This window comes from Bifidobacterium sp. ESL0769 (assembly GCF_029395495.1).
Taxonomy (GTDB): Bacteria; Actinomycetota; Actinomycetes; order Actinomycetales; family Bifidobacteriaceae; genus Bifidobacterium.
The window spans coordinates 1,699,032-1,713,859 of sequence record NZ_CP113918.1; the positions used below are offsets into that span (position 1 = coordinate 1,699,032).

The 14,828-nt window shown below is 54.1% G+C and carries 8 protein-coding genes; all 8 read right to left on the reverse strand.

What is annotated here, in order from left to right; translation table 11 throughout:
* Window positions 1–62 precede the first annotated feature (62 nt).
* The 8 genes from OZX72_RS06845 to OZX72_RS06880 all read right to left on the reverse strand — a co-directional run bounded on the left by OZX72_RS06845 (window position 63) and on the right by OZX72_RS06880 (window position 14,713).
* The gene (locus tag OZX72_RS06845) at window positions 63–572 is read right to left on the reverse strand and encodes a hypothetical protein (RefSeq protein ID WP_277157942.1); all 510 of its coding nucleotides are present in this window, start codon (window positions 570–572) and stop codon (window positions 63–65) included.
* Entirely contained in the window at window positions 569–1,471 is a 903-nt protein-coding gene (locus tag OZX72_RS06850; protein WP_277157943.1) for a hypothetical protein, read from the reverse strand. Before OZX72_RS06850 ends, OZX72_RS06845 begins: the two co-directional genes overlap by 4 nt.
* Window positions 1,464–2,816 (reverse strand): hypothetical protein, encoded by a 1,353-nt coding sequence (locus tag OZX72_RS06855; RefSeq protein WP_277157944.1) that lies wholly within the window; start codon window positions 2,814–2,816, stop codon window positions 1,464–1,466. Before OZX72_RS06855 ends, OZX72_RS06850 begins: the two co-directional genes overlap by 8 nt.
* A 9-nt stretch (window positions 2,817–2,825) precedes the next feature.
* Window positions 2,826–3,344, reverse strand: coding sequence for a hypothetical protein (locus tag OZX72_RS06860; RefSeq protein ID WP_277157946.1), 519 nt, complete (start codon window positions 3,342–3,344; stop codon window positions 2,826–2,828).
* Between the two features lie 5 nt (window positions 3,345–3,349).
* Window positions 3,350–7,984 (reverse strand): type VII secretion protein EssC, encoded by a 4,635-nt coding sequence (essC, locus tag OZX72_RS06865; protein WP_277157947.1) that lies wholly within the window; start codon window positions 7,982–7,984, stop codon window positions 3,350–3,352.
* Window positions 7,985–8,136: 152 nt separating this feature from the next.
* Window positions 8,137–8,430, reverse strand: coding sequence for a WXG100 family type VII secretion target (locus OZX72_RS06870; RefSeq protein WP_277157948.1), 294 nt, complete (start codon window positions 8,428–8,430; stop codon window positions 8,137–8,139).
* A 213-nt stretch (window positions 8,431–8,643) separates the two neighbouring features.
* Window positions 8,644–11,460 carry an Ig-like domain repeat protein gene (locus tag OZX72_RS06875; protein ID WP_277157949.1) on the reverse strand — a complete coding sequence of 939 codons (2,817 nt, stop codon included), beginning with the start codon at window positions 11,458–11,460 and terminating at the stop codon, window positions 8,644–8,646.
* A 2,209-nt stretch (window positions 11,461–13,669) separates the two neighbouring features.
* On the reverse strand, window positions 13,670–14,713 hold the full coding sequence (locus OZX72_RS06880) for a hypothetical protein (RefSeq protein ID WP_277157950.1): 1,044 nt from the start codon (window positions 14,711–14,713) through the stop codon (window positions 13,670–13,672).
* Between the last annotated feature and the right edge of the window lie 115 nt (window positions 14,714–14,828).

Here is a 14,828-nt window from a genome sequence, read left to right on the forward strand (position 1 = left end):
ACTTTCCTTATTTATCAAACCAGATACGATCAGCCAGAACAGAAGCCACGACCATGCCACAATCAGCTCGAGGCACGCTGCAGCTTTCTCAGCTTCGAAGCATCCGCTGAAATCTGGTTACCGATCCCGTCTCTGCGCTTAACCGCAGCAGCCGCGTTGTTCTGTGCGTCAGAGAGTTGACCATTCAAATCGCCGAGATCTCTCTGCAACCTAGATATCAGATCATTGCACGCTTTCTTCGCATCGCCTATCACATTGTCGTTGCCGCGCGAAATGCCGGATATACTTCGCTTCGCATTACCCTCATCCGTCCCTTTCACAACCGAATCCCCAAGAGCCGACAAACGATCATTTACGGCGGCACTAAACTTATCTAAACTGGCAAGCGCTCCATAGCGGTACGACAAAGCATTCTGTATCGCCTGTCTTTTACGAGATATTTGTCCCTGTAAGTCACTGGCACGAGCATTCCACTGATCCACATCGCCCTGAGCCGCAGCCTGAGCGACATGCAAGCCAGCCGCCTCCGCCTCCAGACGGAATTCCTCGGCAGTTTTTTCCAGCTCGTTCATGCTTGTCCCCTTTCTGTTCTTGAATCTGTCTTTGAAAACCCGGCACCGGAAAGGGACACTTCCCGATTCGAGTCGTCTTTGTGTTGCTGGTTGAGGCGTTCGCCCTCCGCCAGCCACTCCAGCTCCGGACGCATCAACGCCAACGCCCGACGCCCGCATTCCGGACGCACACGACCCAGACGCGCCAGCCACACCGCACGGCGATACCGGCGCGACCCCGCACGCACACGACCACGAACCCCGCGACGCACACCACGCGCGCCGCCCAGCACCGCCCTCGGCACGAACACCCCCTCGCCATTCCAATCCTTGCGAAACGCCCAGTTCACACCCACCATGTTCCACAACGCCGACTCACGCGACACATCACGCAGCCCCATGAACAAAAACCGCCGCGTCAACACCGGACGACGCCGCATGAACGCATACGGCGTACGCACCAGCGTGCCGTCCGCCGCCACCTCCTCGCCGCCCAGCGTGCCCAGCGACACCTGCAACGACACCGACCAGCCATCCGGCACACCACCATCCGGTACCACCGCACCATGAGCCGCAAAAAACCGGCCACACACCACACCACGCGACAAAAACGGCAACGGCGGACACACCAACAACCACAAACCCAGAAGCCAAAAGCCCACAAACAACAACGCCGCAAGCAGATCTCCAAGTTGGATCTGGTCACTTCCACTTCCAAACTTTTGAGGATTCACCAAGACAGACGATGTTCCAATAGCAGGAATGGCAAAAAAAAGAACAACACAAAAACCAATCACACGCATATACCGATCGTTCTCCGCATGGTACAGCTCCACAAAATCTCTATAACCCACACCGAAACGAAACGGGCCAAGCCAACAAATGGAATCCCCTAGGCAAGAACATCCGATATTAGTCATGATGAGTACCCCCCAAAGCCTTGTCGGCTTGATTACGAAACCATTCTTTACCGTTCTTGTACCAAGATTTCTGTTTCTGTTTCTCCCAAACCAAATCGATGGCTGCACCAGCTGCCACGCCAATGACTGCACCGACAGGCCATGGTGCCACCGAGCTGGCCGCAGCCGTTACCCCATAAGTTATTCCCACATCGAGTGCGTCCGCACCAACTTCAGTAACGACCGCGGCCCATTTGTCTCCGCTGTTGCCCTTAGTGAATTGGTAAGCGTTGTAGCCGTCAACGCCTATGCTGGTGAACTGCAGGATGGTGCCAAGCTCACCTGCCCCTTTGGCGATACCATTGAGCTTGCCTTTGCCAGAAACGCCTATGTCCGGGTCCTTCACCTCATTGGAAATATCAGTCCACTTCTCATAATCGGAACCCGGACGCAATTTCTTCAAAAATCGCTTAGCGAAACTCGCCTCGTCCTCGCCATGCGAAGAAGCAAAAATCGCCTTCTTAATTGCCTCGAACTCATCTTTCGTAAGAGCGTTCGATCTGTCAGCTTCCCCAACATATTGCACAATCTTGCCCGCGAGCTTCGGATTCCCCTCCAAAACCTTGCTGAGATCCGTGAATGTTGACACGAGCGTGAGTATTCGACTGAAGCTCTCCATAGCCTTCTCATTCACTGTTTTGATGCCGTTGTAATAATCCATAACCGTCGAAAGCGTGTCGCCCCCCGCTATATCCATCATATGTTGGGTGACCAATGGCTGGCTGAATTTGCCATGATATTTATCGTCGAAACTCTGCACATTCGGCTGATAGACATTCCACGCATTCCCAATCTTTTGCACGAAGTCAGTTTGCGCGCGAATACCAGTACTAAGCCCTGCCAAAGCTTGTCTTATTCTGTCGCACTCGTTCCCTTGCTCCAGATTTCTAAGACCAGACGAGGCATCCTCAACCCCCTTGGACAGCGACCCCAAGGTACCCTTCACTGCCATGACATCAGACAGGATATGCGCCGACCCTTCGCAATATATCCTGTTTCCAGAGGAACAACTTGTACCGGCGGCGTTGAGTACTGCATCACGTTGACCAGCTAACACCTGCAAATCATCTAAGCAAGCCGCACACGTCTTACCAAGATCATCCAAAGCATTCTGCAGCGCCTGCAACCCAGTTTGAAGCAGCATAAAACGATCGAGCGCCGAGTCCTTCCACTCGCCCTTACCAGACGACAAAGCCATTTGATTACGACGCTGTGCAACAGAGACATCGGAAGAAAACGTCTGGGATGCCCCCGACAGTTTTTCCTCTGCATCGGACAGCTCATTCATCATTGCTATGAATGCCATTGGAATCACTCACTTTCTCGTATGGCTCGCATGGATAGCCTTAGCGGCAGCCTGATCCGTTTTAACCAAATCATCAACTGCCTGAACGATTTGATCGCCATGTTTGCCCACTGTTTCGGAGAAACCGAAAATCACATCATGCGCTTCCTGAAGAACATCAGACAAAGCATCAGACCAATTACCTTTGCAATCCGATACAGAGTTTCGGGACAAAAGAAAAACTTTCGATGTCTTTTTCATGTCCTTGGCAACATCTTGCAATGCCTCTGCATTGGTCTCTGATTCATCTGCATAGACCTGTATGCCAGGTTCGGAAGGAGTTTGCACCGGAGACACAGGCGCAGGCAGCGAAGCTGTCTGTCGTTTTATGCCGCCGCCCGCATGTTGTCTTTCGCCGGATTCCTGAGACGCAGGTTGGCCGCTCTGCCCTGAATGGATTCCAGGTCCGGTACTCTGCACCGGCGACTTGGGAGACGGAAGCGATGGAGACTGCTGCTGCACGCCCCATTGGCTGAAATCAACACTCATTGTTTTCACCTTTCTTCGACTTGCTCAGCGCTATCGAGTTCGAGCAGCTGCACACGTTCGTTGCCGCCACCAATATGGACAACGCCCTCATGCGGCCCCATGGCCCGCTTAAATGGCTCGGCGACACTCAGATGAGGGAAGACACTCTCATTGGTGAACCCGTTGCCGACCCACAGGCCGTTTGGATTCGCCGTCAACGCCTTGTACCACGGATCGAAGCCGCTGCGCATACGCCACGCCTCACTCGCCATGATCAACGCTACAGAACCCTTATATCGTTCATCTTCCAAATACTTTTTGAATTTTTCAGAAGTCTCGCCAGACATCGACTGCATCAGCTGCATAAAGGAAGGAACAAGCACGACATCGGCATGTAATGTTGCTGAAAGCATGCCGTCAAGCCATTTGTCGATATCATCCAAATTACTGAGAATTTTCCCGTCGCCAGCACCGGTAAACGTCTGGGCAGAATCAAGCACCACATAGTTTCTTTCTTGCCCGAACAGCGTGAAACGTAATGCATCCAGCCAGTCATGCAACGCGTCACTGTCATCCGAAGACACCAGCATGGCTCCGCGTGATGCGTCGAACTCCATCGGCATCGCGCCTTCCTTGGCATAGCCAACCGGCACTGAAAGAGACGGGTGATGCCGACCCCTGAACATCGAAGGGACCACATGCTCCGGCAATGTCGGGATTGGTCTTGCACAAGCACCATGCCATTCATCGGACAGCCGACCACAGAGATCTCTGACAGCCTGAGCCTCTCCCGCTGCATCCATGCAAAGGCTCGCACCTTGGAATTGAGTGACTCCCTTACCGTTCTGGAACAAACCGGCAAGATATCCCTTCGGCGGAGTCACGCCATGCATCCCGTTCAGTACACTGGTGTACTCGTCATCATTACCGAACGAGGTCACCAACACACGCCCTACCGACGCACGCAATCGCATATTGACCTGATTCCACGAACCGGCCGTAATAATCAAATGAATACCGTACCGGGGAGCATCCCTGGCCAATGCGGTTAACCTGTCAATATATTTCTCATACGCCTCATTGAACGAAGCGATATCCGTCAATGCCACCACAATGCGGGGCACAGACTCTTTGTCTTCCGCCGGATAAGCAGCATACGACTCATAGCTACCGCCGCTTATGGCGAACAGGTCACGCCTACGACCCATCTCACGCTCCAACAACAGAAACAGATTATCCATCCGCTCTGTATCGTCAACAAGGACTACGCCGCCCACGTGGGGGGCGTCACTCAAAGCGGACAATGAGCCGGCACCCATATCCCACACGTACACATTCAACTCGTCGGGCGTGTAATCCTCCATCAACGAGCACAGAATCGACATCGCCAAAGCCTCCACACCGGAAGTCGAGACACCGTAAATCGCTACATTCCCAGCCTCAGCGATATCCATCGAGAACACATCCTGGCGCTGATGCTCTGGATCGTCCAACTCACCGACAATAGCCTCCAGACCATTCTTATGGGCCTCAAAACCGAATTTCTCCCGTAGCCCGTCGATGACCACACGAGACGGCAGCGGGTCGAGCCACAAGGCATGCGCCGAAAGCCCCGACGCCGCCGCAACCTCACACACCTGCGCCAGTACTGCATTCAGTTCCGAGACCTTCGAGCCCGAAGCTCCACCCGACGCCGGACGAAGCCGCGCCAACGGCTCGCCGGCCAGACCGACCAGCTCCACCGACACGTCACGCTTGGGTTCGTACACTTCGCGTTCCACATACGAGCCGCCCGCGTACGCCGCCTGCCCGCCCACGAACAGCTCGTCGTAGCCGACCAAAAGATAGAATTCGCCAGGCCGGTCCAGCTCGGCCGCGTCAGGACGACGAATCATCTCACGGCTATCCGCCGCATCCGCCACCTTCAACGACACACGGAACCGCGCGTTGCTCGCAATCTGGTCGGAGACCACGCCCGTCGGTTTCTGCGTCGCCAACACCAGGTGGAGCCCCAGCGAGCGCCCGATACGCGCCGCCGAAACCAGCTCGTCCATGAACGCCGGCTCCTGCTGCTTCAACTCCGCGAACTCATCCGCCACTACAAACAGATGCGGGCAGGGCTCCTTCAATACCCCTTGACGCCAATACGAGATGTACTTGCCGATATCCATCGTCGCCTCGCCGGTGATATCGCAGGCTTTGTTGAACAATGCCTGGCGCCGTTTCAGTTCGCTCTGGATCGAGACCATGCTTCGCGTCACCGCGGCACCGTCAAGGTTGGTGATCGTGCCGGCAAGATGCGGCAGACGATACCGGTCGTTGTCGAACGCGCCGGCCAGGCCGCCGCCCTTGTAATCAATCAGCACGAACGCGGCCTCATCCGGAGAGAAATTCACACACATCGAAAGAATCCATGTGATGATGAACTCGGACTTTCCGGAACCGGTGGTACCGGCAATCAGACCGTGCGGGCCATGCGCGTCCTCGTGCAAGTCGAGATCGACCAGCTCGCCCTTGGCCCCCACACCGACCGGAGCCGCCAACGAACGGGAGGAATCATGTTTCTTCCAACGGTCGGCCACGTTGAGCTGCAACACGCTGCCCGCCTTGAACATCTCCATGAAGCCCAACGACTCCGGCATCGACCCCTCGGCCTGAGAGCTGCCAAGATGCGCGCGCGAAAGTGCCAGGACAAAGTCCTGTGCGCGGCTTTCGGACAGCAAAATATCAGGACGAAAATCGCGTTCCGTGCCCCCGACGTCGCTACGGTCGAATATCCTCGAGACCCCGGCAAGCACGCCCGGGGTGCCCAACGCGTAATCCCCACGCGCCAATTGAGCATCGTCGGGTTTGGCAAGTTCGATGACCTGCGAGCATTCCCTCGGCAAATCCTTGAGTTCATCGGCCAGGAATATGACACAAAAACCTTTGTTCTTTCCGACTTGAGAGAGCTTCGCGACACTAGAGGAGCCCGAGGTCAAATCCTTGTTGGCGCAAAGCACCACATAGAACGGCATGCACGTGCGTGCAGAGGCTTCATGATCATCCGCACGATCCGCCAAAACCCTGCCCAGCATCGTGTCCAATGCCAACAATTCAGTGGAATCCCCTGCAAGATACCGCACCTTCCCGTCGTTGCTGCGTGCATGAGGGGCGTCTTTGAGGAATCCCCATTCACGCTCTTCCTGGGGGTTGACGATAGCCGCTATCTTCACCTCGTTGTAGCTGTAGAACCCGCAGACCTGAGCCAAAAGCCCCCTGACGAAATCCCAAGTAAGCGGGCGCGACCCCACCAGGCCCAAAGTCTTTGTCGCCGCCAGATCGACGGCCACAGGGGCCTCCATCATTGTAGGCTTGTCGGCGAGCGCCTCCGCCTGATCAAGTAGGGCGTCGTCATCCATACTGAATCTGCGCTGCGGGGCCTCGATCTTGGCCTGAACATGCTGCTGGCCCGTCCCCACCCGCAGCTGCAGGAAGTCATCGTGCGTGGCATTGCGGTCCATCAGGTGCGGCGAAAGGTCATAGGCCCGTTGCAGCACCTGTGCCAGCGGCGGTCGGTTCTCGTTCAGGATTGCGATCTGCCGGTCGCGCTCCTGCAACAGTTTGGCGGTTATCGAATTGAGATAATCGGTGTATTTGTTTTGACGACGGCGTTCCTCCCGGCCTTCCACTTTCTTGGTATACCGTTTGCTGATCATCGGCCAGATTACGGTTCCACCGATCATGGCCACAGCCATTGCCAGGGAAGGCAACGCAGTCATGATATTGCCGCCATGCGAGATATTGGACATCGCCGAAATGGCCATGAACACCGAGCCGATGCCCATCAGGAACGAGGGCCCCAGCTGCATCAGCGCAGGCTGGTCCTTCTGCTTCGGCGATTGCGGCGGTTCGTCGACATGGAAGGTCTTGACATGCACGGTATGCATCAGCCTGGGAGCGGGATAGAAAGGTTCCGGCTCTTCGACATCGTCGTCTGGCTTGGGAGAGGAAGCCGCGATGTTCTCGTGGGAGACTTCATGCCAGTTGCGCGAAGTCTTAAGCAGTGCGCCTTGGGGGGCATTAAGCGAAATAAACCGAAGGCCGACGGTGAACACCAGATCCATGATCTGCACCAAATCACCGGGATTAAGGCGAACCGTCTGCCCTGCCGCCAACCTCATGCCGTTGACGAAAGTACCATTCACGCTCCCGTTGTCAACGATGGAAAAGCCGTCATCCCGGTAACGCAACGTGGCGTGATGCTCCGAAACGAAAGGAATCGCATAGACGAGCGCATTGTCCGCACCTCGCCCGATCGGCATATCGGTGGGCTGCGCAAATGCGACTTTGTGGAATTTTTTGGTACCCGGCGATATCGGATGAATGAAAAGCAACGCGACGGTGTCGTGGGCGACCTGCCGCAACGTGACCACACAGCCTTGTGGGTTACGCATCACATCGTAACGTTCGACCGGCTTGCCGTCGTCGCCGAACAAACAACAACCGGAATCCGCGGTCAGCGTCATCCCGTTTTTATCGGTGCGGACCGTGGCGCTGGGGGTATTGGAACCATTCCGGCTGAAACCTATATGGCAGACACCGAATGATCCGCTTTCGACGGCAAAGTTCTCAAGCTGCCGGGCATCGATTAATGTTACTGCATATGCACTGCTAAGCATGGCTACCTCCGCCAAAACCATGACACGATTGGTTTGATCGTCCGCATTCTGCCATTATCGGCGGTGGATGCAAACCAATATGAACACACCGCGTAATCTGGTGAGGGGACTGCGACCCGCAGCCGTTCCCTCACCAGATACGGCAAACCATGTCAGCCGCGGAACTGAGAAGCGATGTTCTGATCCGTCTCTTCCAGGGACTGTGCGGTATTGCGCAGGCTGGTGGCGATATCGTTGATCAACTGCTGAGCCTGGGTGAAGCTGGGACGAAGCTCGGTGAAACGCGAAGCATAGGCCTGGCTCGAAGCGCCTTCCCATTCTTCCTGGAGTTCATTGAGCAGAGTGTCCATTCTGCTGATCACATCGCCGACAGCACTGGCCTGCTGGTCATACTCACCTGCACGGCTACGCATCTGATCCGGCGTAATTCGAATCTGACTTGCCATTTTCATTTCCTTTCCTTGCCTTCCCCGGTTGGCCCGGAGAAGCTTGCGCCGGATTTCGACGCAAAATTTTTAATTGTTATTCCTCGCCGGCCGCTGCCTATCGCCTGTCGCCAAGCCCGCCACATCCGCCAGCAATCGCAATGGCTAAGTAGTGGTCTAGCGGTGTATCAACTTCCTAGCGGAAGCGACAGCCGGCGAAGAACCCTTCACGGTCTATTCCGACTTGGAGTGCCTAAAGACGTTCCTCCTATAGGCGACGGATTTGCTGCGACGAACCGCAGCGACCGCGCCGATAGCGACCAACGCCACCACGATGATGCCTCCGAAGATCAGCGGCAGCAGCAGCCCGCGCGCCATCATGTAGGCCCACCAACTCGTAGCCACCACAATGCCGGAATACTCGGTCTTGGTACGGTTACCCGCCATATCGGTGGAGATCACCTCCACAGCGTGCTCGTGCTGATCGGCCTCGAGGCGGTAGCTCATCGGAGAGAGCGTCCGCTTGCCTTCCCAATGCCCCACGGTTCGCCCGTCGACCTTGAGTTCGGCCGACTTGAGCGCCACGTCGTCCTTGGCATCGACCACGAGGGCACGCGAGGGCGCATAGACCACGGAGTTGTTTTTGAGCTCGTCCACCGAAGCGCTGGGCATGTCCTGGTCCACGGCAAAGTTGACCTGGGCATCGCCGTTGCGTGCCTCGTTCTTCTTGTTCATCGTGTTCTGCGAGAGGTTGCCGGCAGCATCGACCGAGGTCAGACGCAGCCGGTAATAGCCGTCGGCGTTGAAGAGGCTAGCGGGAAAATCGTAGGTGTCTTCCTGCCAGCCGCTGGTCCGGTCGCTTACCAGGTGGTAGTCTTTCGCCGAAGAAATCGATTTGACGGATTGGTTGTGCACCAATTCCGTATGCGATTTGTCGAAGTTGAGGCCGCTGACGTTGATCTCGGTGACGTGAACTTCCTGCGGAACCTTGATATAACGCCCCAGAATGTTCTGCGTTGCCCCGTCGAGGATGTAGTTGGAGCCGAAGCGGTTCAAGCTGAACACCACTTTCTGCTCGCTCTCGTTGCCGGCCTTGTCCTTCACCTTCGCGTCGAGCGTGTAGACGTCGTCGTTGTCGACGGTGTGCTCCACGTCCGGCAGGGCCACGGACTTCGAAGTGCTGCTGTCCTGTTCCTTGCTCTGCAGGTAAACGTCGTTGGCGTTCGACTTGCCGCGCTTGGCGTTCTGGTCTTTCTTGCTCGGGTCGGGGTTCCTGGTGCGCGTCAGCTTGTAGTCGGCGAACATCGGGTCGAAATTAGTGTCGCTGAAATCAATCTGCGGAGTCACCTTGCCCGCGTAGGCGGTTTTGTCGGCGACCTGGCTGATCGCCAGTTTCGGCTTGGTCATATCGATGATGAACTCGGGCTCTTCGACGGCCTCGGCGGTGTTGCCCGCAAGGTCGGTGGCCGTCACCTTGATCGAGTAGTGCAGCTCACCGGTGAAGGCAACCGAGGTAGTGCGCTCGTAATCCTTACTGGGCGCCGACCAAGGCGCCGCAGCCGGCGGAGTCACAGCCGTGCCGTTGGCATCCTTCGCGCTCACGGTCACCGCGGTGTCGGCAGGGCTGAAGTTGCGTTCCGTCTGCTTGATGCTTGCGGTGCGCGTGGCCTTGTAGTAATTGCCGTTCTCGGAGGAGTTGTTGTCGAATTTCATCTCGAGTATCGGTTTTTGCGTGTCGATGGTGAATTCCGAATGATACGGCGCAGCGACATGGCCCGCCGGGTCGGTCAGTGAAACGTCGAAGGTCCAGTCGGCGTCATGGTCGCACGGCACCTGCGCTACCCACGTCGAACCGTCCTTGCTCGGGTTGTCAAATTTGTCGGCGTCAACCGTCCCCTTCGAGCCATCGGCCCGGGTGACGACGATATCACGGTATTTGTCGTTGCCCTTGATGAAGTCGAAGTTCGATTCGTTGATGCTCACCGTGGCCGTGCGCTTGGCTTTGTAATACTTTCCGTTGCGCACGTCGTTGTTGTCATAGACCACACCGATCGTCGGCGTCTTGGTATCGATGGCGATACCCGTGGTGCCCTTGGGCAGGTTGGAAAGCAGCTTGGGCTTGTCTTTTTCGGGGACATAACCGGAATGCATCACCGTATCACCCAAGTCCAGCGAACTGACGTTGCCGGCCCTGTCGCTAATACGCAGCGTCGAACCTTTGAGCGTCAACCGCTCGGAATCGTCGCCGAAATTCACCGATACCTCTGTGGTATGGTTGCCGGCATCTCGACTATCGACCTTGCTGGGAGGATTGTTGGTTCCGTGTTCGGAAAAGACTCCATGGAATGTGGGGCCGTCACCTTGGCACTGATCGTCGTTGACATTGCAGACGCCCGAAACATCATCGGAAGTGGATATGTCGATGGTTTCTTTCTGAGGCGCAAATACCCAGTTCCATTGCACGGGATTTACCGTCGCAAAATTCACCTTGGAAATCTTCGGAGGTGTGTAATCCACACCGAAGGTAAGCGGATTGTTGCCGCTACCTATTGTATCCCCCACAATAGGTGTGTAGGCCAAACTGAAGCTGTAGCGCCCCTCTGTGGTCTTACCTACACCCTCCCCTTTTTGATTGATCGGCAGTTGCACATCCACAGTCCAGTTGCCGTTGTCATCCTGGGTGAATTTCCCGAGAGATACCTGACCCGGATTGTTTTGGCCCGGAACAAGCATGTTTTCGTTGCCTGACAATCTGGAAGTAACGGGGAACCACTTATCTTTCACCGAGACGTTGAGCTCCACAGAATTTCTGTGCCAATATTTGCTGTTCGCACAATCGCCCTGCTTGCCTTTTTCAATATCACAAACCTTGAGATCTGCCTTCTTGGGATCGTTTGGCTGTCCGTCATCAAAGACAACAATGCGGTTACCGTCTTCATTACCCCCTTCGGGGAAAAGCTGGCTGAAGGTCTTAACGGTTTGATTCCCGGCGTTGTCGGCTACGGTCACGACGATGTCAGAAAGCAGATATGCACCATCCTCACCGAGCACTAACGGATTTTTCAGAGAGCCCTCTTTTAAAGTGCCACCAGAAGAAGTCTGAACGGTCTCCGCTGTCAAGTTGACAGCCGTCGTATGACATCCTTTTTGCGATGAGCAGTCAACAGGTTTCCCGTCCTTTGCTTCCTGTTTCGCCGCACGAAGGACATCCGCATACGTCTCGTATCTGTTGTATTGAATATACGACGGATATTGATCGGAACCCACTTTTTTCGTCAGATTAACTTGCGATGTCCCATCCTCATTCATAGCCGATATGGAATCCGAAAGGTGCGTTGGCAACACATCTTGAATGCGTATGCTATAACTCACCGGCTTTGCTGCCGAAGTTGCAAGCACGGGTATCTGCTTATTCCCAGGCAGTTCCTGACTAAACGAGTTGCTCGGAACCGATACAGGCAACGAATCCCCGTTTGCCGACACCGTCGGACCTGTGCCATCTACAAGTATGTTTTCCTTAGCGCAAACTTCCGGCTTCGAGCGAGGCGCTGTCGCGTCATCTTCTCCTTTACCTGACGAATCAGCGACGGATCTATAGGTAAGACTAAACTTCACCGGTGTATATATGCCTTCAGTCAAGTTAATCATCATGTCGTTGCTGAATGACGAAGCCTTAACAAAATCTGCGCAATGTCGTATACCATCCACCGCAGGACAAATCTCAATTGTTTTAGTCGTGCTGCCAACAGAATAGGTTATTTTTGGATCATAATTCTGAATCGTATCGATAAGATCTTGGAATGGTTGAACAAATTCCGGAGCCACCAATGCAGAATGAGCCTTTACCGTATTTTGCACACAGCCCTTTGCATTATTCACCTTTTTCGGTTCAGAACAGAAAACCAGCTTTCCACCATCCTTCACGGGTTTTCCATCATCACCCAAAGGAATAATATGCTCAGAAACACCTTGTATCATATCTTTACCGTTTGGAGTGTTATATAAATTCCACTGATTGTTTGAAAGCTTGAGAGGGAAAATATCACCGAGAAGGGAATCAGATTTATTGCCAGCCTTATCGGAAATTGAAACGTGGAACTTATTAAATTTCACAAGAACCGCAGCTGTAGATTGTTTGGGCACTTTGTAATATAAACTTTCCATCGTTTTTAAGTCGATATGGAACTGGTAACATCCCAAAGCTGGGTTGTCCTCACACTTTTCAGATTTAATGTTTCCCAGTCCTTTGGAAAGAGGATTTTGGGGATTTTGAGGATATTGAATACTTATCGTGTCGTAATCTATCCCTGAAACAGACGGGACAGTACTCGGCGAATTCGACCCCGTTGTCACTGACTGATCGGAGTCAGTTGCTCTGACCTGAACAACAATTCCGGCACCGCTGGATTCACCTTTGGAATTTTGTAATTTTACTATTCCAGCATCCTCATTATTGTCCGAATAATGTATTTCTTTTGCGTCAATAGTCAACTTTGGCGGTTGAAGATCTGAATAAATCGGAAGTTTTACAATCTGTTTATCTGAATATGTGTAAGGAATACCAGTCCCCGAATTTTCGGTAAAGCCAGAACCAATCTGCACAAATACATAAGAAGGAACGCCATTGTTGAACGGAGTTACAGATACACTTTGAGAGCTACCGCCATTAACAAGCGCGATGTTCCCCTGCTGATCTTTTGCAATATTATTCGAAACTTGGCAGCCGTTGGAGTCAGCGCCTTTGACAACCGATACAGTAACCGGAGATTTGCTGCTATTCATCCAAATGTGTAAGCCGTTTGCTCCGTTTTCCCACCAGTTTCCAGAATAATTGACATCTTTACCTGTTGAATTACCATAGGTGATTTTGATACAAGAAGCCAGCTTATTTTGCGTATTTCCCGCATAGGGGGCCACGGCCAGTTGATCAATCAGACTCTGATCTGGTGTCGAAGTTCCAGGAGTCGTAGTTGCCCCTGATGATGGAGCCCGTTGAGGCTGCGAGCCTGCTGACGAATCAGTTTGGGAGCCTGACGATAGATTGGTTTGTGAGGAATTAGGCTGAGAACTCAGAGAATTTCCAGCAGCTGACGCTGCAACGGCAGCACCGCATCCGAACACGGCACACAACGCAGCCACACAAACCGTTATACGGACACCATGAAAACGTTTGTTTCTCATCCTAATTCCTCACATCATTCATCTATAAAACCGAAAAGCCCTCAAGCCACAAAAGCCTATCCATTAATGGGATTGACCTTCAGGCATGGCGACGTGCCAGGAACAGACCCGCGCCGAGCAGCAGCGTCAACACCGCCACACCAGCGATACCAAAGACCGGTGCGCCCGTCTCAGCCAGAGAACCGGAAGCGGAAGCCTTCGGCTGTTGCGCATTGGCAGGAGCAGGATTGCCAGAAGCCGGCTTCTGAGCGGGAGCCGGAGCCGCCGCCGAGGGCACAGCCGGGCCAGAAGTGGAATACGTCGTAGAACTGTCGTACGAATAGTTGTAGATGTTGGGTGCTTGGTTGGGGAAATGATAATAAACAGTAAAGCCTATCGGATCGCCCTCATTGAGACCCGACCAACTGACCACACCCGTCACAGGATCGAAGACCCCAGAACTCGGAGTGATGGTCGTCGGACGAATGTATTCCCCATCCAAGCCCCTCGGAGTTTGCAGCCATGTCGCAGCCGGCTGAGGATCCGCAGCTGGTGTCTGATCAGTTACAAACTGACTCATACCAGGCAAGGACATAAGCGGCTTCAACGGACGAATATCAGCGACATGGTTCCCCTCAACTGACAGACTCGTCAACCTCGTTAATCCAGAAAGGGCAGAGATGTCGACAATTTCGTCACGCTCTAGAGAGAGATACGTAAGATTCGTTAACCCCCTTAGCGGGGAAATATCCGAAACTGCCGTATATGATGCAGCCAGATGAGTCAACCTGGTCAAGCCTGCCAACGGAGAAAGATCGCTCAACGAACTATGAGCAATCTCCAAATAATCTAGATTGGTGAGATATTGAGCCCCCGCCAACGAATCATAGTTATCTCGTAATGCAGTAACATTGTCAATGACGTGCTGAGAAAAGACGGTTCCAACACTCACTCCTGCCTGACCCGCCACATCAGCGGCCAAAGTCGTGTCGGGGAAGCACTGGGCGATGGTGCTCGTGCCCACCACGCAATTGCCCTTCGTCTCCACGGCGTTCGCCGAACCCGGCACCAGCATTGCCACAGCCGCGACACCAGCAACGCAGGCCGCCAACGACCTACGCACGCCTTTCTTTGTGAACCTCATCTTCTTTTCCTTTCAATCAACCGGCCAAGCCCCAAACCACTCAGACCCAACCGAAACCAACAAATCACAAAACTTAAAAACAAGACAGTCAGCCGCCAACGCAATCGAGCGAAAG